The 23,004-nt window shown below is 72.6% G+C and carries 20 protein-coding genes; 14 read left to right on the forward strand and 6 right to left on the reverse strand.

Features of this window, described 5'->3' with window-relative positions; genetic code table 11:
* Window positions 1-246: 246 nt before the first annotated feature.
* A complete protein-coding gene (locus ACFYY2_RS08620; RefSeq protein ID WP_388738932.1) occupies window positions 247-825 on the forward strand; it encodes a DUF6328 family protein in 579 nt (192 codons plus the stop codon).
* Window positions 826-836: 11 nt separating this feature from the next.
* On the opposite strand, the gene ACFYY2_RS08625 is transcribed toward ACFYY2_RS08620, so the two are convergent.
* Window positions 837-1,655 carry a VOC family protein gene (locus tag ACFYY2_RS08625; protein WP_388738935.1) on the reverse strand — a complete coding sequence of 273 codons (819 nt, stop codon included), beginning with the start codon at window positions 1,653-1,655 and terminating at the stop codon, window positions 837-839.
* A 312-nt stretch (window positions 1,656-1,967) separates the two neighbouring features.
* Window positions 1,968-2,303 carry a DUF6479 family protein gene (locus tag ACFYY2_RS08630; RefSeq protein ID WP_388738938.1) on the reverse strand — a complete coding sequence of 112 codons (336 nt, stop codon included), beginning with the start codon at window positions 2,301-2,303 and terminating at the stop codon, window positions 1,968-1,970.
* A gap of 416 nt (window positions 2,304-2,719) precedes the next feature.
* On the opposite strand from ACFYY2_RS08630, the gene ACFYY2_RS08635 reads away from it, so the two are divergent.
* From ACFYY2_RS08635 to ACFYY2_RS08665, 7 genes are all read left to right on the forward strand, one after another.
* Window positions 2,720-3,115 carry a hypothetical protein gene (locus ACFYY2_RS08635; RefSeq protein ID WP_388738941.1) on the forward strand — a complete coding sequence of 132 codons (396 nt, stop codon included), beginning with the start codon at window positions 2,720-2,722 and terminating at the stop codon, window positions 3,113-3,115.
* Window positions 3,116-3,150: 35 nt separating this feature from the next.
* Window positions 3,151-3,723 carry a 2Fe-2S iron-sulfur cluster-binding protein gene (locus ACFYY2_RS08640; protein WP_388738944.1) on the forward strand — a complete coding sequence of 191 codons (573 nt, stop codon included), beginning with the start codon at window positions 3,151-3,153 and terminating at the stop codon, window positions 3,721-3,723.
* Window positions 3,720-4,709 carry an FAD binding domain-containing protein gene (locus ACFYY2_RS08645; protein WP_388738946.1) on the forward strand — a complete coding sequence of 330 codons (990 nt, stop codon included), beginning with the start codon at window positions 3,720-3,722 and terminating at the stop codon, window positions 4,707-4,709. The genes ACFYY2_RS08640 and ACFYY2_RS08645 overlap by 4 nt, the downstream gene beginning before the upstream one ends.
* A gap of 72 nt (window positions 4,710-4,781) precedes the next feature.
* Entirely contained in the window at window positions 4,782-6,878 is a 2,097-nt protein-coding gene (locus ACFYY2_RS08650) for a xanthine dehydrogenase family protein molybdopterin-binding subunit (protein ID WP_388738949.1), read from the forward strand.
* Window positions 6,879-7,031: 153 nt separating this feature from the next.
* Window positions 7,032-7,493, forward strand: a complete 462-nt coding sequence (locus tag ACFYY2_RS08655) for an ATP-binding protein (protein WP_388738951.1) — start codon at window positions 7,032-7,034, stop codon at window positions 7,491-7,493.
* Window positions 7,494-7,642: 149 nt separating this feature from the next.
* Window positions 7,643-9,064 carry an NADP-dependent succinic semialdehyde dehydrogenase gene (locus ACFYY2_RS08660; RefSeq protein WP_388738954.1) on the forward strand — a complete coding sequence of 474 codons (1,422 nt, stop codon included), beginning with the start codon at window positions 7,643-7,645 and terminating at the stop codon, window positions 9,062-9,064.
* The gene (locus ACFYY2_RS08665) at window positions 9,061-11,448 is read left to right on the forward strand and encodes a phosphoketolase (RefSeq protein WP_388738956.1); all 2,388 of its coding nucleotides are present in this window, start codon (window positions 9,061-9,063) and stop codon (window positions 11,446-11,448) included. The genes ACFYY2_RS08660 and ACFYY2_RS08665 overlap by 4 nt, the downstream gene beginning before the upstream one ends.
* Window positions 11,449-11,523: 75 nt before the next feature.
* On the opposite strand, the gene ACFYY2_RS08670 is transcribed toward ACFYY2_RS08665, so the two are convergent.
* A complete protein-coding gene (locus ACFYY2_RS08670) occupies window positions 11,524-11,931 on the reverse strand; it encodes a hypothetical protein (protein WP_388738959.1) in 408 nt (135 codons plus the stop codon).
* A 112-nt stretch (window positions 11,932-12,043) separates the two neighbouring features.
* Window positions 12,044-13,159 (reverse strand): chemotaxis protein, encoded by a 1,116-nt coding sequence (locus ACFYY2_RS08675; protein ID WP_388738962.1) that lies wholly within the window; start codon window positions 13,157-13,159, stop codon window positions 12,044-12,046.
* 285 nt (window positions 13,160-13,444) lie between these two features.
* Between ACFYY2_RS08675 and glsA the strand changes: the two genes are divergently transcribed.
* A complete protein-coding gene (glsA, locus tag ACFYY2_RS08680) occupies window positions 13,445-14,797 on the forward strand; it encodes a glutaminase A (RefSeq protein WP_388738964.1) in 1,353 nt (450 codons plus the stop codon).
* A 4-nt stretch (window positions 14,798-14,801) separates the two neighbouring features.
* Here the strand turns inward: glsA and ACFYY2_RS08685 are convergent, their stop codons facing one another.
* On the reverse strand, window positions 14,802-15,623 hold the full coding sequence (locus ACFYY2_RS08685) for an endonuclease I family protein (protein ID WP_388738967.1): 822 nt from the start codon (window positions 15,621-15,623) through the stop codon (window positions 14,802-14,804).
* A 209-nt stretch (window positions 15,624-15,832) separates the two neighbouring features.
* On the opposite strand from ACFYY2_RS08685, the gene ACFYY2_RS08690 reads away from it, so the two are divergent.
* The 4 genes from ACFYY2_RS08690 (at window position 15,833) to ACFYY2_RS08705 (ending at window position 20,639) form a co-directional block, all read left to right on the forward strand.
* Window positions 15,833-16,039, forward strand: a complete 207-nt coding sequence (locus ACFYY2_RS08690) for a hypothetical protein (RefSeq protein WP_388738970.1) — start codon at window positions 15,833-15,835, stop codon at window positions 16,037-16,039.
* Between the two features lie 71 nt (window positions 16,040-16,110).
* The gene (locus tag ACFYY2_RS08695; protein ID WP_388738973.1) at window positions 16,111-17,262 is read left to right on the forward strand and encodes a methyltransferase; all 1,152 of its coding nucleotides are present in this window, start codon (window positions 16,111-16,113) and stop codon (window positions 17,260-17,262) included.
* A gap of 123 nt (window positions 17,263-17,385) precedes the next feature.
* Window positions 17,386-18,279: an oxygenase MpaB family protein gene (locus ACFYY2_RS08700; RefSeq protein ID WP_388738975.1), complete on the forward strand. Its 894-nt coding sequence runs from the start codon at window positions 17,386-17,388 to the stop codon at window positions 18,277-18,279.
* 116 nt (window positions 18,280-18,395) lie between these two features.
* Complete coding sequence (locus tag ACFYY2_RS08705) at window positions 18,396-20,639, forward strand: tetratricopeptide repeat protein (protein WP_388738978.1); 2,244 nt, start codon at window positions 18,396-18,398, stop codon at window positions 20,637-20,639.
* 2 nt (window positions 20,640-20,641) lie between these two features.
* Here the strand turns inward: ACFYY2_RS08705 and ACFYY2_RS08710 are convergent, their stop codons facing one another.
* Window positions 20,642-21,271 (reverse strand): DinB family protein, encoded by a 630-nt coding sequence (locus ACFYY2_RS08710; protein ID WP_388738981.1) that lies wholly within the window; start codon window positions 21,269-21,271, stop codon window positions 20,642-20,644.
* Between the two features lie 146 nt (window positions 21,272-21,417).
* Between ACFYY2_RS08710 and ACFYY2_RS08715 the strand changes: the two genes are divergently transcribed.
* The gene (locus ACFYY2_RS08715; RefSeq protein WP_388738983.1) at window positions 21,418-22,992 is read left to right on the forward strand and encodes a phytoene desaturase family protein; all 1,575 of its coding nucleotides are present in this window, start codon (window positions 21,418-21,420) and stop codon (window positions 22,990-22,992) included.
* Window positions 22,993-23,004: the final 12 nt, after the last annotated feature.

A 23,004-nucleotide genomic window follows, 5' to 3' on the forward strand; every position in this document is an offset into this window, starting at 1 on the left:
GTCGGTGACCGACGCGCGATGCCGTACCCCGATCCTAAATGAGTCGTCACGGTGCGTCGAGGTCGTGGCCCGGGGTCGTCCGGGCCACGGTCCTGCGGGAGCGCCCCGGCGTGGTGGTTTTCCCGATCGCTGTCACCATGGAGTGCAGCCGCGACCGCCCGGCTCCGCGCGTGACCGAGGGTTGGAGGCGGATCCGCGGGGAACCTGTACCAGCTCACACGTACGTTCGAGCTGGGGGAGGCATCAATGGGTCGGATACCGGCGTCCGAGGGTGACGGCGAGAGAGACGGCATCGGGACCAACCCGCACAGCGGCCGGCGCGAGACCGAGGAGGAGCGGGCCGACCGGCAGTGGGGCGACCTGCTCCAGGAACTCCGGGTCGCCCAGACGGGCGTCCAGATCCTCTTCGGATTCCTGCTCGCCGTGGTCTTCCAGCCCCGGTTCGCCGATCTCTCGACCGTCGACCGCAACATCTACGTCGTGACGGTCATGCTGGGATCCGCGACGGCGGCCGCACTGATAGGTCCCGTGTCGTACCACCGGCTCCTCACCGGCCGGCGGATGAAACCGCAGACGGTGACCTGGGCCTCGCGGCTGACCAAACTCGGCCTGGGCCTGCTCTTCTGCACCATGTGCAGCACCCTGCTGCTCATCCTGCGCGTGGCGCTGCACAACGTCGTGGCGCTGTGGCTCGTGGGCGTGATGGCCCTGTGGTTCGCCGTCTGCTGGTTCGTCTTCCCGCTCTGGGCCATCGCCCGGGACAAGGGGAAGCGGGACCCCGGCGAGCCGTCCTCCGGCACCGACGACCCGGACCCGCGTGGCTGAGGTCCGGGACCTCAGTCGTCGGCCGGGCTGCGCACGTCCGTCACGGTGAACAGCCCCCCGTCCGGGTCGCGCAGGGTCGCCTCGCTGCCGTGCGGCACGGGACGCCGCTCCATGAGGGTGCCCCCGAACCGCTCGGCGGCGGCGGCCGTCGCCTCGACGTCGGAGACGGGGAACTGCACCTGCCAGTGCGGACGCACCATGGGGTCCGGTGCGGACTCGACGGCACCGGAGCTGATCCGGGCCAGCGGACGGCCGTTGCAGCGTACGAGCACCTCTTCCTTCACGTACGCCACCTCGCAGCCGCCCAGCTCCCCGCTCGCCCAGTCGAGTACCTCGCCGTAGAAGATCGCGGCGTCGAAGGCATTCCTGGTGCGCAGACGCAGCCAGGCGTGGGCCCGGTGCCCTGACGGGCTGAGGGACGCCGCGCGCCCGGTCCACTCCCACACGCCGAACGCCGCGCCGTCCCGGTCGGCGGCCAGCACGGCGCGGCCGGTGCCGATAGCCAGTGGTCCCACGGCCACGGTGCCGCTGCGTTCGCGGATGCGCGCCGACGCCACATCGGCGTCGCGGACGGAGAAGTAGGGCGTCCAGGCAACGGCCACCTGGTACGCGGACGCGACCGCGCCGATGCCGGCCACGGGCACACCTTCCGACCGGGCCATGACGAACTCCCTGCCCAGCGGGCCGGGCCGGAACGTCCACCCGAAGACACCGCCGTAGAAACGCTGGGCGTCCAGCAGGTCGCGGGTCACCAGGTGGACCCAGCACGGCGCGCCCGCACCGGTCAGGGCTGCCGGTTCGTGGGCGGTCCGCGGTTCGCCTGTGCTCATGGTCCCTCTGCCTCGTCGATTGCGCGGCGGGAGTGTCCTGCGCCGCGCGGCCAGGACCAGCCTCATCCGCGGCGGCGACTCCCGCAACACGCGGAGGGAGCGCTCGGAGCCCGCCCCGCGGCGGCGCGTTCGCGAGGTCCAGGAACACGTGTTCGGCCTCGGGCCGGGCCCGGGTGATGGACCCTGGCCGCCGGCATCGCGGAGTCGAGGCCCAGGCCCATCGAGCGGAGGACGGGGGACCCCGAGAGGAGTGCGGGGGACCCCGAGAGGAGTGCGGGGGACCCCGAGAGGAATCCGCCCACCCCTTCGCCGTCAGTCGCGCGGACGCTCGGGGTCCGGCGGGATCACCTCGTTACCGTGGCCGCCGAGTTCGTACGGCGAGAGTGCGCTGCCGTTGTCCGGGAAGCGGTCCGAGGTGTGCTGACCGCTCTCCTGGATCTCCGTGCGGCGCTCGGGCCTCTCCGGCTGCTCCTCCGGGCGCGGGGGCGGAAGCTCCTTGTCCCGGCGCCGCATGCCCCACCAGAAGCCGCCGATCAGCAGAACCACCACGGCCAGCCCCGCGATGCCGACGATCACACCCACGGCCCCGGGGCCGTCGTCGGCGAGGATGGCGGCGAGCGAATTGCTTGCTCCGTACGTAACGTCCATGCATGGCGCATACCCCGGAGAACCGATCACAGACAGCCATTGACATGAATTCATGTTTTATGACGATGTAGCGGTAAATGCGTTTCGCATGGCAGGAAGGCCGACTCGGAGCCCCCCGGACCCGCCGCGTTCGACCGGCGACCCGGTTCGTGCGCGGGGAGGGCACCGCCGGCACGACCCCCTGCGGCCAGGACGTAGACGCGTGAGGCCCTGCCCCCGGCGCTGCGCGGCCCGTGGGTGTCGGGTCCGTGTTTCGCGGCGGCCCACCGGGCAGGCGGCCCGTCGAGACCGCCGCGCCGCGGGCCTCGTGTCGCAGACACGCAGTAGCGGGGTGAGCCTGGAGTGACTCACCGGACCGCTGGAGGAACGCGACGCGCACCCCGGCGTTCACGGCGCACCGAGCGAAAGGAACCAGGGTGAACAGCGCACAGGAACAGAAGCAGGAGCACCAGGAGAGCGGCGACGTCGTGGTGACGCTGAGCGGATGCCCCACCGATGACGCGAGCACCGTGTTCGAGGTCCTGCGCCGCTCCTTCGTCTCCGACCGCCCCGCGGCCGACACGCCCGAGGCTGCTTCGGACACCCGCCCGACCGTGTGGACAGCCACCGTGGACGTGTCCGAGACGAAGGAGGAGCCGGCGCCGGCACAGTTGTCCGAAGCCGTGACGGTCGAGGCGCAGGGCGGCTACTGGGCGGTCGACCGCTTCCGCCGGTCCCTGGAGGGCGCGTTCGCCGTACGCCTCGTCGGGACGGCGGCCGGGGACCAGGAGCAGGAGATCCGGCTGCGGCTGGAGAGCCACCGCGCCGCGTGACCACCGATCCACCCGATCACGGAAGGTACGCGTACATGGACGTCACTCCGGGGGCCTTCGGCGCGGACACGGCACAGCTGCCGGTTCCCGACGACCGTTCCACCTTCACGCTGCACGTCAACGGCACCCCGCACACCCTGACGCTCGATCACCGCACCACCGTGCTGGACACCCTGCGCGAGCACCTCGGGCTCACGGGGGCCAAGAAGGGCTGCGACCACGGCCAGTGCGGTGCCTGCACCGTCCTCGTCGACGGGCGCCGCGCCAACAGCTGCCTGCTGCTCGCCGTCGCCCAGTCGGACGCCCGCATCATCACGGTCGAGGGCCTGGCCGACGGCGACCGTCTCCATCCGCTGCAGGCGGCCTTCCTGGAACGGGACGCCCTCCAGTGCGGCTACTGCACCCCCGGGCAGCTCTGTTCGGCGGTCGGCATGCTCGCCGAGGCCGAGGACGGCTTCCCCTCGCACGTCACGCCCGCCTCCGGTCCGGCCGACGGCGGACCCGCCCTCCTCGACGCCCACGAGATCCGCGAACGGATGAGCGGCAACCTGTGCCGGTGCGGCGCGTACCCGCACATCGTCGAGGCGATCGGGGACGTGGCCTCGTGAAACCCTTCGCCTACCAGCGCCCCGCGACCGTGGCCGAGGCCGTCCGCGCCGGTGCGGGCCGTCCCGGCGCGCGCTATCTGGGCGGCGGGACCAATCTCGTCGACCTGATGAAGCTCGGGGTGGAGTCCCCCGCACTCCTCATCGACGTCTGCCGGCTGCCCCTCGACCTCGTGACCCGGACGGACGACGGCGGCCTCCGGATCGGCGCGACCGTGCGCAACAGCGACCTGGCGGCCCACCCCGACGTGCGCGCGGGCTACCCCGCCCTGTCGCAGGCACTGCTGGCCGGGGCGTCCGCGCAGCTCCGCAACACCGCGACCACCGGCGGGAACCTGCTGCAGCGCACCCGCTGCCCCTACTTCCAGGACGTCTCCAAGCCCTGCAACAAGCGCGTCCCCGGCTCCGGCTGCCCCGCGCGCGAGGGAACCCACCGCGACCTCGCCGTGCTGGGCCACTCGCAGGACTGCGTCGCCACCCACCCCTCCGACATGGCCGTCGCGCTGGCGGCACTCGACGCCGGTGTCCGGCTGTACGGGCCCGAGGGGGAGCGGACCGTGCCCGTCGCCGACTTCCACCGGCTGCCCGGCGAGAACCCCGACCAGGACACGGTGATCAGGCCCGGGGAACTGGTCACCGAGGTGGTGCTGCCGCCTCCCGCAGCCGGCTCCCTCTACCGCAAGGCGAGGGACCGTGCCTCGTACGCCTTCGCGCTGGTCTCCGTCGCCGCCGTGCTGAGCGTGCGCGACGGCCGGGTCGAGCACGGCGCGCTGGCTTTCGGTGGTGTCGCGCACCGGCCTTGGCGCGCACGGGCCGCGGAGGACGTGCTGCGGGGTGCGCCCGCGACCGAGGAGACCTTCGCCCGGGCCGCCGAGGCCGAACTCGCGGCCGCCGAGCCCCTGCGCGACAACGGGTTCAAGGTGGTCCTCGCCCGCAGACTCGCCGTGGGCGTCCTCGCTGAACTCACCGCCCGCAGCGCGTCCGCCTGACCGTCCCGCGGTCACCCCGGGGCCACGCCGCCCGATCCGGGCCGCACCCACGACGAACCGAGGTCCTACGCCATGAGCCGTTCCCCGCAGCCCCTGGGTGCCCCCGTCGTCCGCCGCGAGGGCCGGGACAAGGTCACCGGTACCGCCCGCTACGCCGCGGAGCACATCCGGCCCTCGCTCCTGCACGGGTGGATCGTGCCCGCCACCGTCCCGTGCGGACGCGTCACCGCGATCCGCACGGCCGACGCCCTGGCACTGCCGGGGGTGCACACGGTCCTGACGCACGACAACGCGCCGAAGCTGAACGAACCGGACGACCCCGTCCTCGCCGTGCTCCAGGACGACCGGGTGCCGCACCGCGGCTGGCCCGTCGCCCTCGTCCTCGCGGACAGCACGGAGACGGCCAGAGCGGGCGCCGCCGCCGTACACGTCGAGTACTCCTCCACGCCGCACGACGTCGTCCTCACCGAGGACCACGCGGGCCTCCGCGTCCCGGACGAGGCCAACGGCGGCTTCCCGGGCCTGCGGGAACGGGGCGACGCCGGGGCCGCCTTCGACGCCGCACCCGTGCGGATCGACGCGACCTACACCCTGGGCGGTCTGCACAACCACCCGATGGAACCCCATGCCTCGACCGCCGTGTGGGACGACGGGCATCTGACCGTCCACGACTCCAGCCAGGGGTCCACCACCGTGCGTGACACCCTCGTCCAGGCGCTGGGCCTCGGTCCCGAAGCCGTCACCGTCGTCTCCGGGCACGTCGGCGGAGGATTCGGCTCCAAGGGCACCACCCGCCCGCAGGCCGTCCTCGCCGCGATGGCCGCGCGGTACACCGGGCTGCCGGTCCGGGTCGCCCTTCCCCGGCGGTACATGGCCGCGATCGTGGGCCACCGCGCGCCCACCCTGCAGCGTGTCCGGCTCGGAGCCGGCCGCGACGGCGTGCTCACCTCCGTCTCCCACGAGGTCGTCACACAGACCTCGCGGATCAAGGAGTTCGTCGAGCAGGCCGCCGTACCCGCCCGCATCATGTACGCCTCACCCCACAGCCGCACCGCGCACCTGGTCGTGCCCCTCGACGTGCCCAGCCCCTCCTGGATGCGCGCACCGGGAGAGGCGTCGGGGATGTACGCCCTGGAGTCGGCCATGGACGAACTGTCCAACGCCCTCGGAATCGATCCGGTCGAGCTCCGGCTGCGCAACGAGCCGCGGACCGAGCCCGACAGCGGCCTGCCCTTCAGCAGCCGCAACCTCGCCGGCTGCCTCACCGAGGGCGCCCGCCTGTTCGGCTGGTCCGGCAGGGACCCGCAGCCCGCGAGCCGTGAGGAGGGGCCGTGGCTGATCGGCACCGGGGTCGCCTCGGCGACCTATCCCGTGCTCGTGTCGGAGTCCGCCGCCTCCGCCCACGTAGCGCCCGACGGCACCTACCGCATCGGCGTGAACGCCACCGACATCGGCACCGGGGCCCGCACCGTCCTCGCGCAGATCGCGGCAGCGGTCCTGGACGCGGCACCGGAGGACGTGCGGATCGACATCGGCGACAGCGACCTGCCGACCGCGCCCCTGGCCGGCGGTTCCTCGGGTACGGCCTCCTGGGGATGGGCGGTGCACAAGGCGGCCACCGCCCTGCGGGCCCGGCTGGCGGAGCTCGGCGGGGCGGTCCCGCAGGGCGGTGTCACCGTCACCGCCGACACCCGCGAGGAGACGGCGCAGGAGCCGCCGTACTCGCGGCACGCCTTCGGCGCACACTTCGCCGAGGTGGCCGTCGACTCCCTCACGGGTGAGGTGCGGGTGCGCAGACTGCTCGGCGTCTACGCCGCCGGACGCATCCTCAACTCCCTTACGGCACGCTCCCAGTTCATTGGCGGCATGGTGATGGGGCTGGGCATGGCCCTCACCGAGGGCAGCACGATGGACCCGGTGTTCGGGGACTACACGGAGAGCGACCTGGCCTCCTACCACGTGCCGTCCTGCGCCGACGTCCCCGACATCCAGGCGCACTGGCTCGACGAGGACGACCCCCACCTCAACCCCATGGGCAGCAAGGGCATCGGCGAGATCGGCATCGTCGGTACGGCCGCGGCGATCGGGAACGCCGTGCGGCACGCCACGGGCGCTCGGCTCCGTGAACTCCCCCTCACCCCGGACAAGCTGCTGCCCTACCTGCCGTGACGCCCGGTGACCCCGTCCCTCGGTTGCGCGACCGGCCATCCGGGCTCACCCTGAGGAGTGACCCAGAAGTGACTACTGCTCACGCTTCGTGTTCGGGGGTCGTTGGTACAGACGGGGTGAAGCACGTGGGCCTCGCGGTGAGGAGCCTCGACGATGACCGTTCCACTCGACCGGCACTATTCGGTCGAACTGCAGGTGTCGGCAGAGCGCATTTCCCAGATGCGGCGCATAGTCGCCGCACACCTTCGCCACTGGAGTCTCGACCTGCACGTCCGGCCGGTGTGCCGGGCGGCGGAAGAGCTCCTGACGAACGTCCGGCTGCACGTCGGCGAGGGGGACCGGTGCGTCCTCGAGCTGCGCTGGACCGGCCGGCACCTGACGGTGTCCGTGGCCGACGACGACTCCCGGATGCCCCGGCTGCTCGACGGCGGTGGCGGCGGTCTCAGCCGCGTCATGGCCCTCAGCGACAGCTGGGGCACCTGCCGGACCGACGGCGGCAAAGTCGTGTGGTTCACGCGCTACGCCGAGTCCCCCTGCACCACCGAACTGCTCCCGCGTACGCCGCTCCCGGGCGGGCGTACCTTCCGCAGCACCCCGGTCGCCGAACTCGTGTGACGAGCGGCCCGGAACCGGCCCGGCCGGTGCGGACGGCGTGTCCCCGGCACGCATGATCCGCACCGGCCGGGTACGCGTGTGCGAGGGGCCGCGTTGCGCCCGGCGGCGCGGACCGGCACGGTCGAAGAACGATGCAAGGAGGAACACCCATGCCCATCGCGACGGTCGATCCCGCGAGCGGTGAGACGCTCAGGACCTTCGACGCACTGGACGAGCGGGAGACCGAGCGCAGGCTCGCGGCCGCGCACCGGGCGTTCCGCGCCTACCGCACCACGGACTTCGCCGAACGCGCCCGCCTGATGAACCGGGCGGCGGACCTCCTCGACGAGGACCAGCGGGACATCGCCCGCACCATGACCACGGAGATGGGCAAGCCGGTCCGGGCCGCCCGGGCGGAGGCGGCCAAATGCGCCAAGGCGATGCGCTGGTACGCGGCCAACGCCGAGCGCCTGCTCGCCGACGAGCACCCCGACGAGACCGACGTCAAGGACTCCGGTGCGTCGAGTGCCCGGGTGCACTACCGCCCGCTCGGTGTCGTCCTCGCCGTGATGCCGTGGAACTTCCCCCTCTGGCAGGTCATGCGTTTCGCCGCGCCCGCGCTCATGGCCGGCAACACCGGTCTGCTCAAGCACGCTTCGAACGTCCCGCAGACCGCCCTCTACATCGAGGACCTGTTCACCCGGGCCGGGTTCCCCGAGGGATGCTTCCAGACGCTGCTCATCGGATCGGGCGCCGTCGAGGCCGTCCTGCGCGACCCGCGGGTGGCCGCCGCGACCCTGACGGGAAGCGAGCCGGCCGGCCGGGCGGTCGCCTCCGTCGCGGGCGACGAGGTGAAGAAGACGGTGCTGGAGCTCGGCGGCAGCGACCCCTTCGTCGTGCTGCCCTCGGCCGACGTCGAGAAGGCCGCGGACACGGCGGTGAACGCGCGCGTGCAGAACAACGGACAGTCCTGCATCGCGGCCAAACGCTTCATCGTGCACGCCGACGTGTACGACGCCTTCGCCGAGCGGTTCGCCGCGGGGATGCGTGCGCTGACCGTCGGCGACCCGCTGGAGGAGAGCACCGACGTGGGCCCCCTCTCCAGCGAGCAGGGGCGCGCCGACCTGGAGGAGCTCGTCGACGACGCCCTCGCCAAGGGCGCCACCGCACTGTGCGGGGGGCGGCGGCCGCAGGGCCTGGACCGCGGCTGGTTCTACGAGCCCACCGTGCTCACGGGGATCACCCCGGCGATGCGCATCCACCACGAGGAGGCCTTCGGGCCGGTGGCGACGCTCTACAGGGTTGCCGGACTCGACGAAGCCGTGGAACTCGCGAACGACACCCCCTTCGGGCTCAGTTCCAACGTCTGGACGCGCGACGCGGCGGAGATGGACCGGTGCGTCCGCGACGTGGAGGCGGGCGGCGTCTTCTTCAACGGCATGACTGCCTCGCATCCCGCTCTCCCGTTCGGCGGGGTGAAGAGGTCCGGCTACGGCCGCGAGCTCGCGGGCCACGGCATCCGTGAGTTCTGCAACGCGACCACCGTCTGGTACGGGCCCGGCCCGGACGCACGCCAGGAGACGTCCTCATGACCGAAACCCCCGCACGGCCCGCGGCATCCGCCCTGTCCGACGCCGAACTGGCGGCACTCGACGCCCACTGGCGGGCCGCCAACTACCTCGCGGTCGGCCAGATCTACCTGATGGCCAACCCCCTCCTGGAGGAGCCGCTGGCCCCCGAGCACATCAAACCGAGGCTGCTCGGCCACTGGGGGACCTCGCCCGGCCTCAACCTGGTCCACACGCACCTCAACCGGGTCATCAAGGCGCGCGGCCGCGAGGCCGTCTGCGTCTGGGGGCCCGGTCACGGCGGACCCGCGGTCCTCGCCAACGCGTGGCTGGAGGGCAGCTACTCGCAGACGTACCCCGACGTCAGCCGTGACCGCGCGGGGATGGGACTGCTGTTCAAGCAGTTCTCCTTCCCCGGCGGTGTGCCCAGCCATGTCGCCCCGGAGACCCCGGGCTCGATCCACGAGGGCGGCGAGCTGGGGTACTCGCTCGCCCATGCCTACGGTGCCGCACTCGACCATCCGGACCTGCTCGTCGCCTGCGTCATCGGGGACGGCGAGGCGGAGACCGGACCACTGGCGGCGTCCTGGCACTCCAACAAGTTCCTCGACCCGGTCCACGACGGTGCCGTCCTGCCGATCCTCCACCTCAACGGGTACAAGATCGCGAACCCCACGGTCCTCGCCCGGCTGCCCGAGGACGAACTCGACGCGCTGCTGCGCGGATACGGCCACGACCCGGTGTACGTCGGAGGTGACGACCCCGCGGCCGTACACCGTGCGATGGCCGCCGCCATGGACCACGCCCTGGACCGCATCGCGGAGTTCCAGGCCGCGGCCCGGGACGGGGGAGCCCCCGAGCGGCCCCGCTGGCCGATGATCGTGCTGCGCACCCCCAAGGGCTGGACCGGACCGCAGGAGGTGGACGGTCTGCCCGTCGAGGGCACCTGGCGCGCCCACCAGGTCCCCCTGCCCGGAGTGCGCGACGACCCCGGCCATCTGCACCAGCTCGAAGCCTGGATGCGCTCCTACCGTCCGCACGAACTCTTCGACTCCGGCGGCCGGCCGACGGCCCAGGTCCTGGAATGCGTGCCCGAGGGCACGGCGCGGCTGGGCTCGACCCCGTACGCCAACGGCGGACTGCTCCTGCGGGATCTCCCGCTCCCGCCGCTGGAGGACCACGCGGTGCGGGTCGACAAGCCCGGGACCGTCCTGCACGAGCCCACCCGCGTGCTGGGCGGACTGCTCGCCGACGTCATGGCGGCCACCGCCGGCCGGCGGGACTTCCGGGTCGTGGGTCCCGACGAGACCGAGTCCAACCGGCTGGGCGCGCTGTACGACGTCACCGGCAAGGCGTGGCAGGCGGAGATCCTGGCGACCGACGAGCACCTGGTCCGCGACGGCCGCGTGATGGAAGTCCTCTCCGAGCACCTGTGCCAGGGCTGGCTGGAGGGCTACCTCCTCACCGGCCGGCACGGGCTGTTCTCCTCGTACGAGGCCTTCGCCCACATCGTCGACTCGATGGTCAACCAGCACATCAAATGGCTGCGCACCTCACGGCGACTGCACTGGCGCGCGCCCGTCGCCTCGCTGAACTACCTCCTCACCTCGCACGTCTGGCGGCAGGACCACAACGGTTTCTCGCACCAGGACCCCGGCTTCGTCGACCACATCCTCAACAAGAGCCCCGAGGTCGTCCGGGTCTACCTGCCGCCGGACGCCAACACGCTGCTCTCGACGGCGGATCACGTGCTGCGCAGCAGGGACTACGTCAACGTGATCGTGGCGGGCAAGCAGCCGGGCTTCGACTGGCTCACGCTCGACGAGGCCCGCGCCCACTGCGCCCGCGGGGCGGGGACGTGGGACTGGGCGGGCACGGAGGACGGCCACCGGGAGCCCGACGTCGTGCTCGCCTGCGCCGGGGACGTGCCCACGCTGGAGACCATGGCCGCGGCGCAGCTCCTGCGCACGCACCTGCCCGGCCTCGCCGTGCGCGTCGTCAACGTGGTCGACATGACGCGACTGCTGCCGCGCGACGAGCATCCGCACGGGATGCCGGACGCGGAGTACGACTCGCTCTTCACCCGGGACAAGCCGGTGATCTTCGCGTATCACGGCTACCCGTGGCTGGTGCACCGGCTCGCCTACCGCCGGTCGGGCCACGCGCACCTGCACGTCCGGGGCTACAAGGAGGAGGGGACCACCACCACGCCGTTCGACATGGTGGTCCGCAACGACCTGGACCGCTACCGGCTGGTGATGGACGTGATCGACCGGGTGCCGGGGCTGGGCGTGCGCGCCGTCGCCGTGCGCCAGGCGATGGCGGACGTCAGGACCCGTCATCACGACTGGATCCGCGAGCACGGCAGCGACCTGCCCGAGGTGGCCGACTGGGTCTGGGAGGGCTGAGCCAGGGGCTCGCCCCCGCCACGCACTCCGGCCGGCCCGCGGTGAGCGGGCCGGCCGGAGTGCGTGGCGGGGGAGTCAGCCGACGGTCGTGCGGACGACGGGCGAGACGGCTCCGCCGCCGACGATCCTGAGGGCGTTCTCGCCCTTGATCCCCAACTTGACGCGCAGGCTGTACTCGCCGGTGGCGGCCGTCCTCATCGTGGCCGGCAGGGCGACCCAGCGCCCGCCCTGCTTCTGCTGGAGCGTGACCGGCGTGCCGGCGCCGATGTTCCGGGCGGATCCGTGGATGCGGAACTCCTCCCAGGGCGCGACGCTGCGCGCGGTCGCGTAGGCCGAAAGGGCCGGCCGCGTCATCAGGTCCTCGGCGTTCTGCCCGGGCGACGGCGCGGGGACGTCCGAGGACGCCGCAGCCGCGCCCACCGCACCGGTCAGTGCCAGCGCTGTCAGCAGGACTGCCGCCGACGCGCGCCTGTATCGGTCCATGGATGGCTCTCCTTCGTGCACGGCGTGATCGGCGGGACCGACGCGGTGCGATCGACTTCGGGAGCGCCAAACCTAGACATATTTCACATAATCCTCACGTAGGGACACGCCGTCAGAATCGCAGAACCGCCGCGACGTGCCCGTGCCCGGCGAGGGAGTCGTCGGCCACGAAGGCGACTTCGCAGCCGTTGTCCAGGGCGGCTTCGACGAGTTCGTCGACGACGTCCTCGCGCACCTGGCCGTCCGTGCCCGGCGTGACGTCGGGGCCCACCGGCTCCAGATGTCCGTCGGTGACCCTGACGGTCTGCTCGAAGTGTTCCTCGGCCGTGACCAGACCCGCGCGGCCTTCCCGTACGGCCGTCCACACCTCGTCCAGCCCGCCGGCGAAGGAGCGGCTGCTCTTGGCGTTGTCGAGCCGTCCCCGGATCCCCGCGGCGGCCTGCTGCCGCCAGTCCTCCAGTGCCGGACCCAGCTCCTTCAGGAGTTCGGGAGGGCTCGTGGCCGCCGTGGTCCCCTTGGCGACCCGGCTGACGGCGGTCCGCCCGCTCTCTCCCACCTCGTCCAGCAGGGAGAGCGCGGGCGCCGGACCGACCAGGAAGAGCGGACGGGGATCGGCTGCCAGGATCCCGCGCAGCTTCTCGTCGGCCGTGCGCAGGAAGTTGCGCGCGTCCTCGCTGCTGTAGGTGCTCGGGGTGTCGCCGATCCGTTCCTCGCGCTGCGGATTGGGCTCCTCGTGCGGGGCCGTGAGCGGGAACCCGCCCTTCTTCTCGGGGCGCAGACCGTCGTTCGTGCCCGAGAACAGGGTGGCGTGCTCGGCGGAGAGGCTGAGGACCCAGAAGTGCCGCGACCGCGCCTTCGCCGAGACGAGATTGCGGGTGAGGTAGCTGTCGCTCAGCACCACGCGTTCGGGGGCTGTGCGCGGGAGCTGCCAGATCTGGTACTCGTCGGCGTCCGCGAAGATGACCAGGGCGTCCAGTGCGCGGCGCTGATCGACCTCCTCCGCGGCCCGGTCCAGCTGGGCCTTCACGGCGGCCGCGGTCTCCCGGCTCACCCGGGGGTCGGCCTCCAGTCGGTTGCCCGCCTCGGCCACCAGATTCCGCAGCCGTACGGCGTCCTGGGCGTTCTCCGGTGCCCTGCGGTGGGTCGGCATCGTGAGGGACAGGGCCGGGTAGGGCCGGGTCCTGCGCAGTTCCTGCAAGAGGCCGGGCGTCAGGGCGTCCGTATCCATCGTTCCCTCCCGGAGGGTTCGGGGTGCGCGGTGCTCGGGCCGCCCCTGCTGTGGAGCGGGTGGTTCAACGAGTCAATTCATACCTTTTGATCCTAGTATGAGCGAGTTGTTTCCCCCTCTCCGCGGAGGTACGTGCGATGGCCACGCTCACCGTGCCGACCACCCGGCGGGCCGGCGGAGGGGCGGCTCCGGGGCACCGGCGGCGGCGACGGGAACGGCCGTGAGGCCGCAGGGCCCGAAGCGTCCCGCCGAGGGGGGCCGGGGCGAGCGGCCGGCGGCACGCGCGTGAGCGCGGCGGAAGCGGTGACGGACGCGCTGCGCGATCTCCACCGACGGTTCGTGGACGTCCGGGAAGGGGAACGCGCCGACTACATCCCGGAGTTGACCAGATCCGACACCCGCGACTTCGGCCTCGCGCTCGTCAGCATGGACGGGCACCGCTACAGCGCGGGTGCCGCCCGCACACCCTTCACGCTGCAGTCCGTCTCCAAGCCGTTCGTCTACGCCCTCGCACTGTCCTCGCTCGGCCTCGACGAGGTGGACCGCTGGGTGGGCGCGGAGCCCAGCGGCGAGGCGTACAACGCCATCAGTCTGGAGCGGCGCACGGGACGGCCGGCCAACGCGATGGTCAACGCCGGTGCCATCGTCGCGACGGCCCTGGTCCCCGACACTCCGGAAGTCCCCGCGTTCACCCGCATCCTGACCACCCTGAGCCGCTTCGCCGGGCGGGGTCTCGACGTCGACGAGGACGTGTACGCCTCCGAGGCCGCCACCGGCGACCGCAACCGCGCCCTCGCCTATCTGATCCGCAGCACGGGTGTCCTGCCCGCCGACCCAGTCGCCGCCGTGGACACCTACTTCCGGCAGTGCGCGGTGCGGGTGACGGCGGTCGACCTCGCGGTAATGGCGGCCACGCTGGCGCACGGAGGAGTCAATCCCGTCAGCGGTGAGACCGTCGTCACCGCCGACGTCGCGGCGCAGGTTCTCGCGGTCATGGCCACCTGTGGCATGTACAACGCCTCCGGCGAATGGCTGCTGCGGGTCGGGCTGCCCGCCAAGAGCGGTGTGTCCGGCGGTCTGATCGCGGCCGGCCCCGCCCGCTTCGGCCTGGCCACCTACAGCCCGCTCCTCGACGCCACGGGCACCTCGGTGCGCGGCCGTGACGCGATCAGCGCCCTCTCGGAACGCCTGGGGCTCCACCTCATGAGGAACCCCGCACTCCCCGGGTCCACCGTCACGCTGGCGACCACCGCCGACGTCCTCCCGTCCGCCCCGGCGGACAGGGAGGCGAGGGCGCTGCGCGAACGCGTCGGAGTCGTCGCCGCCCAGGGCGCCCTCGACTTCACGGCGGTCGAGCGGGTGCTCTTCGCCCTGGACGAGGCGGGCCCCGAGCGCGCCGGCCCGGTCGTGCTCGATCTGCGGGAGGTGACGGGCGCCGACGGCGTCGCCCTCGCCCTGCTGCACGCCGGACTCGCACGGCTCGCGCGCGAGGGCCGGCGCGCGGCCGTCGTGGACCCGGCCGGCCGGCTCGGCCCGCCGGCCCTCGTCCGGGGCCGCACCGGCCAGGACCTGCCGCGCTACGGCTCCCGCGAGGAGGCGGTCGAGCACTGCGCGCGGGACCTGGCCGGTCCGGCGTGAGCCGCTACCAGATGGCCTCGACCCACTCGGGGTGGTCGATGAACGGGTTCCGGTTGTGCTGGAACCGGTCGAATATGACCTCGTTGCGGTTCTGCTCGAAACTGTCCGGCGGGTCCTCCTGGCTCCACTGCTTCAGCACGGAGAGCCGGCCGATGTTCGGGGCCGAGCCGTTGCTGACGCTGTCGTTCGGCTCGAGGTCCGCGAAGGAGTCGTCCCCCTCGTACCGGACCGCCATGTAGAGGATCATCCGGGCCACGTCCCCCTTGACCGCGTCGCGCGGTTCGAAGGAGTCGCCGTCCGTGAAGTTGCCGGGAGCTCCCGAGACCGCGCCGCCGCCGTTGTCGAAGTCCTTGTTGCCGCGGATCGAGTTGACGCCCACGTCCTCGGGGCGCAGGTGGTGGATGTCGGTGCCCGGGCCGGTGGCCGTGCCGAAGTCGCCGTGCGACTTCGCCCAGACGTGCTCGCGGTTCCAGTCGCCGGTGTCACCGCCGTTACCGGTCTTCGCCTGGGAGCGCCCGGTGTAGAGGAGGATCACGTTGGAGGAGTTCGCTGGGTCCTGATCGGTGAGCTTGAGAGCGTCCCAGACCTGGGTGTAGGTGAGTTTCGTCTGGTCGCTGATGATCGTGTGCAGCGAACTCTTGAGCGCGGCGCCGGTCTTGCCCAGGGCGTCCCGGTAGTAGGTGTCGTCGAGTGCCGCGGACGGCGACGTCGTCGCGGCGGTCGTGGGGGTGGCGGCGGGAGCGGTGGCCGCGATGCCGGTGAGTACGACGATCGAGGCGGCTGTCGCGAGTAGTGGACGCGCGTAGACAGGGCTGCGACTGGACATGTGGGGTGTCCTCTCCGGGGCTGCGAACGTGTCGTGGGGCCGGGTGCTGTCTGCTGGTCCGGGAGCCTTCCACACGCACGGTGCCGGTCGTGTGAACGTTGCGTATTTATCATGTGCAAGTCAAGTGACATTCAATCCGCGCTCGGCCGGCCTTCGGATGCGCGGAGTGCGCCCCGGCGCGAGAATTGCCGCAAGGACGAGGAGGCGGCATGAGCGAAGAGTCCGAATCCGTATCCGGGCCGGAGGTCCGGGGCATCACTCCGGACCGCCTGCTGCACACGGGCGCCGACGACCGGCCCAGTGCGGAGGATCTGGTCCTCGCCTCGGGGCGTGACCTCAGTCCCGAGAACCTCGAATGGGCCCGGCGCAGGCTGTCCGAGGAAGGCCGGTCGGCCATGGACAAACGGCTCCCGTAACGGCCCGTGCGTCACCGTGCGGCGGGCGGCGTGCGGGGCACCGCCCGCCGCTCGGTTAGCCTGAACGCAACATGAACCGTTTGACGACGTCACAGGGCGAATTCGAGCTGGCCCGCTTCCCCGAGAACCCGCGCGATCCCCTCCGTGCGTGGGACGCCGCCGACGAGTACCTGCTGCGGCGGCTGGACGGCGACGAGGGGAGCGACCCCGTCCACCCGTCCGGCACCGTGGCGGTCGTGGGCGACCGCTGGGGAGCGCTCGCCACCGCGCTGGCCGTCCACCGGCCCGTGCAGATCAGCGACTCCTACCTCACCCGGCGCGCGACCGCGGCCAACCTCGCGCGCAACGGCGTCGCGGCGGACTCCGTCCGGATGCTGTCGGCCCGTGACACCCCGCCGGAGCGCGTGGACCTGCTGCTCGTACGCGTGCCCAAGAGCCTCGCGCTCCTGGAGGACCAGTTGCACCGGCTCGCGCCCGCCGTGCACGCGGGGACCGTCGTCATCGGCACCGGCATGGTGAAGGAGATCCACACCTCCACGCTGAAGCTGTTCGAGCGGATCATCGGGCCCACCCGCACGTCGCTCGCGGTCAAGAAGGCGCGGCTGATCCACTGCACGCCGGATCCCTCCCTGCCCAGGACGCCCAGTCCCTGGCCGTACCACTACGACCTGCCCGACGACATCGGCGTGGCCTCCGGGCGGACCGTCACGAACCACGCCGGGATCTTCTGCGCCGAGCGTCTCGACGTCGGCACCCGCTTCTTCCTGAAGCACCTCCCCGCACGGTCGGGCCCCGACCACGTCGTCGACCTCGGCTGCGGGAACGGCGTCGTGGGCACCGCCGCCGCGCTCGCCAACCCCGCGGCTTCCGTCACCTTCATCGACGAGTCCTACCAGGCCGTGGCCTCGGCCGAGGCCACCTTCCGGGCGAACACCGACGCCGAGGCCTCCTTCGTGGTCGGCGACGCGATGGCCGACGTGGCACCGCGAAGCGTGGACCTGGTGCTCACCAACCCGCCCTTCCACTCGCACCAGGCCGTCACCGACGCCACGGCCCGGAACATGTTCCGCGGAGCGCACGCCTCGCTGCGGCAGGGCGGTGAGCTGTGGGTGGTGGGAAACCGCCACCTGGGATACCACACGCAGCTGCGCCGGATCTTCGGCAACTGCGTCACCGTCGCCGGCGACCCGAAGTTCGTGGTCCTGCGGGCCGTCAAGCGCTGATCCCCCTACCGGCGCCCTCCCCGGGACGCGCCCGGGTGCGGTATCCATGGAACGGTACGGGGACGCCGGTCCGAGGGCGACGGAACCGGCCCCGGTCCCACCCGAGCGGAAAGGGGCGAGCCCATGGACGGCACCGCGAACGGCGCGGACCCGGGGCTGTTCGGCCCCCGCTCCGTCACCTGGCAGATGCACGGCGATCCGATGATGTGGGTGGCCGGAGTGCGGGCCCTGTACCTCCAGGCCCTGCACCCGCGCGCCCTCCGGGGCGTCACGCAGAACAGCGACTTCCGCGAGGACGCCTGGGGACGGCTGCTGCGTACGGCGGACTTCGTCGGCACGCTCAGTTACGGCACCACGAGCGCGGCCGAGGAGTACGGCGCCAGGGTCCGCAGGATCCACCGGCACCTGAGTGCCACCGACCCGGCGACCGGTGAGGTCTACGGCGTCGACGAACCGGAGCTCCTGCTCTGGGTGCACTGCGCGCAGGTGGACTCCTACCTCCAGGTCGAGCGCCGGTCCGGCTTCCCGCTCAGCGACGCCCTGGCCGACCGCTACGTCGACGAACAGCGCGAGTCCGCCCGGCTGGTGGGTCTCGACCCGTCCACCGTCCCGGGCTCGACCGCCGCCCTCGCCGCCTACTTCGAAGGCATGCGCCCCCGGCTGGCAGCGGGTGCCGAGGCGCGGGAGGTCGACGACTTCCTGCGCAGCCCGCCCGTACCGGCGCTCCTCGTCCCGGCGCGTGCCCTGGTGTGGCGACGGGTGGCCGCCCTGGCCTACGCCTCCCTGCCCGCGTACGCCCACGAGCTGTACGACAGGGCCGCACCTCCCGCGGCGGTGGCCGACCGCCGTCTGCGCGCCACGGGGGCCGCCCTGCGCCTCGTCCCCGGCCGCCTCCGCCGTCGCCTGCCGCCACGTCACATCGCGAGCGCGATGGCACGACTGGGCCCCGGGAGCAGGCCCGACCCGTACGAACTCCGCAGACCGGGCGCCATACTGGACGGGCCGGGGAGGGCGTAGCGCCGGGGACGCGGCTCGGACCAGGACCGGAGGGCGCCGGGACACGCGAGCCCGGCACGGTCCGGACGAGGGGCCCTGGCGGAGCGGCGCGAGGCAGACGGGGGCGGTAACAGGCGATGGTGGACACGAGGCTGATCCAGAGCCGCTACCGGCTGCTCGATCTCATCGGGCGCGGGGGCATGGGCGAGGTGTGGCGTGCGCGGGACGAGGCACTCGGCCGCCAGGTGGCCGTCAAGTGCCTGAAGCCGGTGGGTCCGCAGCGCGACCAGGACTTCACCCGCATCCTGCGCGAGCGCTTCCGCCGCGAGGCGCGGGTGGCCGCCGCGCTCCAGCACCGGGGTGTCACCGTCGTCCACGACTTCGGCGAGTCGGACGGCGTCCTGTATCTCGTCATGGAACTCCTGGAGGGACGCAACCTCAGCCAGCTCCTGGAGGACAACGAGCAGAAGCCGCTGCCGGTGGCCGATGTCGTCGACATCGCGGACCAGGTCGCCGACGCTCTCCGTTACACCCACCAGCAGGGCATCGTGCACCGTGACCTCAAGCCCGCCAACATCATGCGGCTCGACGACGGAGCGGTGAAGATCTGCGACTTCGGCATCGCCAGGCTCGGCCACGACATCGGCTTCACCGCACGCCTCACCGGCACCGGGATCGCGATGGGGACCCCGCACTACATGTCGCCCGAGCAGATCGGTGGCGGCGAGGTCGACCACCGCAGCGACCTGTACTCCCTGGGCTGTGTGCTGTACGAGATCGCCACGGGTGCGCCGCCGTTCGACATGGACGACGCGTGGGCCGTCCTCGTCGGACACCGTGACACCGCCCCGGAGCCGCCGCGCACCCGCCGGGCCGAACTCCCCGGATTCCTGGACCGGGTCGTGCTGGACCTGCTGGCCAAGACGCCCGGCGACCGGCCTGCCGACGCCGGGGACCTGCGGCAGCGCATCGCCGTGGGCCGTACCGGAGAGCAGCCGGCCGAGAGGCAGGGCCCCCCGGTCCCGTCAGCGGCGCGGGACGCGGACGCCCCGGCCCGACTGCCCTCCTGGACACGCCACATGACCACCGGCCCCAAGGCCTCCGGTGTCGCGGACCGGGCCGCGACCGCGGCCCTCGACCACACGAGCGCCCTGACCGGTTCCTGGACCACGGCGGCCGCGTCCGTACTCACCGGTGCGTACCCGCACGCGGGCCACGGCCATCCCGCCGCGTCGCCCGAACTGCTCGCCACCCTGACCAGCCGTCACAACGCGGGCCTGAACCTGGGGCGGCTCGGGCACTGGGAGGAGGCCGGCGAGGTGCACCGCGCGGTCGCCGCCGCACGCGAACACGCCCTCGGCCCCGACCACCCCGACACGCTGGCCAGCAGGTACGAGGCCGGATTCGCCCTCGGCCGCACCGGCCAGGCCGAGGAGGCTCTGCGCGAGTTCGGCCGGGCCGCCGACGGCCGGGAACGTGTCCTCGGGCCCGACCACCCCGACACCCTCGCCGCACGGCAGGAGACGGCGTACGTACTCGGCCGCCTGGGCCGGCACTTCGAGGCCCACCAGGTGTACGCGGCGGTCCTCGCCTCCCGCGAGCGTTCGATGGGGGAGGACCACCCCGACACCCTGCGCTGCCGCCACAACCTGGCCTTCAATCTCAGCAGGCTCGGCCGCCCCGAGGACTCGTACCGCATGGCGCGGGAGGTGGCCGACGCCCGGGGCAGGCTCCTCGGCGCGACGCACCCGGACACCCTGGCCACCCTGTACGAAGTGGCGTACACACTGGGCCGCCTGGACCGCTGGACCGAGTCGCTGAGGACCTATCGCGAGGTGGCGGAGGCCCGTGAGACCACCCTGGGCGCGGACCATCCCGACACCCTCGCCGCCCGCTACGAGGTGGGCACCAGCCTCGGCCGGCTCGGCCGCAGCGCGGAGGCCCTGGAGCTCTACCGGGGGCTGTCCCAGGACCGTGCCCGGGTGAGTGGCGCGGCCGACCCGGAGACGCTTCGCGCCCGGCACGGCCTGTGCGTCAACCTCGGGCGACTGGCGCGCTGGGAGGAGGCGCTCGCCGAGTCGCGCGAGGTGTGCGCGATCCGGGTCCGCGTGCTGGGCCCCGACCACCCCGACACGCTCGTCAGCAGGCGCGAGGTCGCCGTGGGCCTCGGCTGGCTCGGCCGCTGGACCGAGGCCCTGACCGACTACCGGGCGGTCGCCGAAGCCCGTGAACGCGTCCTGGGCGCCGGCCATCCCGACGCCCTCGCGGCCCGCAACGACGAGGCGCACTGCCTGGAGCAGCTCGGTCGCGGTGCGGAGGCCGCGGACCTCTACCGGAGGGTCGCCGACCTGCGCCGCCCGCGCGGGCCGTCCCCGCACTGACGTCAGGCCCCGGCTCCGCCCCGAGCGCGGTACAGGTCGCGGAGCAGGGCGATCTCCGCCCCGTGGTGCAGGATCTCCTGGTTGACCCACCAGACGGTGTCGATGAAAGGATCCTCCGGGTCGCTGCCGTACGGATAGGTGCTGTGGCCGACCGTGTCGAGAGCCGTGTCATCGGCACCCGCGAGCGCCGAACGCCATGCGGCGGCCGACGCCTCGAAGTCCGCGACCGCCCCTGCGGCGTCACCCACCACCCGGTAGTCGTCCCGTGTCATGGCGTGGTTCCCCGTCGTGTGGTCGGCGCGCAGGACGAGCAGTTCGCTGAGGTGGCTCAGCCGCCACGCGAGGGTGGTGAAGGGCGGCGGGGACGGATGCGGGAACGGGGCCGTGTCGCGCCCCCAGTCGCCCGAACCCGTCAGGGCCGTCGCGCCGGGACCCGGCCCCGTGGAGTGCCGGCGTACCGACCAGCAGTCCTTCACCGGTTCCCACAGATACTCCGCGTCGGTCAGGGCGCCGACCTCCACATCGGTGCCGTTCCCGCTGTCGGCAGTCGGTCCCGCCATCCGGTGGGTGAGCCGCTCGCACGCCCAGTCGAACTGTTCCAGCAGCGGGATCAGACGTGCGGGGGTGGTCATGCGGGCTCCTCGTGTGCGCGGGGCGGGAAACGGTCAGGGCGAGCACCCTGCCACAGCCGCCACCGCGCCGCCCACGGGTTTCCGGCGCCCACGCCGAGCCCGCCCGCCCTCTGTCCACGGGTGATCAGGGCATGTTACGAAGGGACATGCCCGCAGAACAGATGTCCTCACCCGGCACACCCGCGCGCGCCGACTACGACGCGGTCGTCGTGGGCGGTGGTCACAACGGCCTGGTCGCCGCCGCCTACCTCGCCCGCGCCGGCCAGTCGGTCCTCGTCCTCGAACGTCTCGCGGGCACCGGCGGAGCGGCCGTGTCGACCCGCCCGTTCGAAGGTGTGGACGCCCGTCTGTCCCGCTACTCCTACCTGGTCTCGCTCCTCCCGCCGAAGATCGTCCGCGAGCTGGGCCTCGACTTCGCCGTACGCAAGCGCACCGTCTCCTCCTACACCCCCACCGTCCGCGGAGGCCGGGCGACGGGACTGCTCGTCGGCGGGGACGGCACGCGCGCCTCCTTCGCAGCGCTCACCGGCGGCGACCGTGAGTACGACGCCTGGCAGCGGTTCTACGGAATGACGCGGAAGGTCGCCGAGCGCGTCTTCCCGACCCTCACCGAACCACTCGTCAGCCGCGACGACCTGCGGGCCCGCGTCGACGACGAGGACGCCTGGCGCATGCTGTTCGAGGAACCGGTCGGGGCCGCGGTGGAGGAGAACTTCGCCGACGACCTCGTGCGCGGAGTCGTGCTCACCGACGCGCTCATCGGCACGTTCGCCGACGCCCACGACCCGTCCCTCCTCCAGAACCGCTGCTTCCTCTACCACGTGATCGGCAACTCCACCGGCGACTGGGACGTCCCGGTCGGCGGCATGGGCGCGCTCACCGACGCGCTGGCCGGTGCCGCATCGGCCGCCGGGGCGGAGATCCGGGTCCTGCACGAGGCGACGCGCATCGAGACGGACGGAGTCCGCGCGGAGGTCACCGTCCGCTCACCCGACGGGGAGCACGTGGTCGCGGCCCGGCGGGTCCTGGTCAACGCGTCGCCCCGGGCACTCGCCGAACTGCTCGGCGAGAAACCGCCACCCGCCGCCGAGGGCTCCCAGCTGAAGGTGAACATGCTGCTGACGCGGCTGCCGAGGCTGCGTGACCATGGCGTCGACCCGCGCCTGGCGTTCGCCGGGACCTTCCACGTCGCCGAGGGCTACGAGCAACTGGCCGCGGCCTACCGCGAGGCGGCCTCCGGCCGCCTTCCCGGCGCCCCGCCCTCCGAGATCTACTGCCACTCGCTGACCGACCCGTCGATCCTCGGTCCCGACATCGCGGAGCGCGGTTACCAGACCCTCACGCTCTTCGGCCTGCACACGCCCGCCCGGCTCTTCGAAGCGGACAACGAGGCGACGCGTGCCGCACTGCTTGGCGCGACCCTGGCCGAACTCGACGCCCACCTGGACGAGCCGCTCTCCGACTGCCTGGCCCTCGACGCCGAGGGGAAGCCGTGCATCGAGGCGAAGACACCGCTCGACCTGGAGCGCGAACTGGGGCTGCCGGGCGGACACATCTTCCACCGGGACCTCTCCTTCCCGTACGCCGGCGACGAGACGGGCCGCTGGGGTGTGGAGACCTCCCACGCCAACGTCCTGCTGTGCGGCGCGGGAGCGGTGCGCGGCGGCGGGGTCAGCGGCGTACCGGGTCACAACGCGGCCATGGCGGCGCTGGGCCGGTGACACCACCGCGCC

Source organism: Streptomyces sp. NPDC001822, assembly GCF_042892135.1.
Taxonomy (GTDB): domain Bacteria; phylum Actinomycetota; class Actinomycetes; order Streptomycetales; family Streptomycetaceae; genus Streptomyces.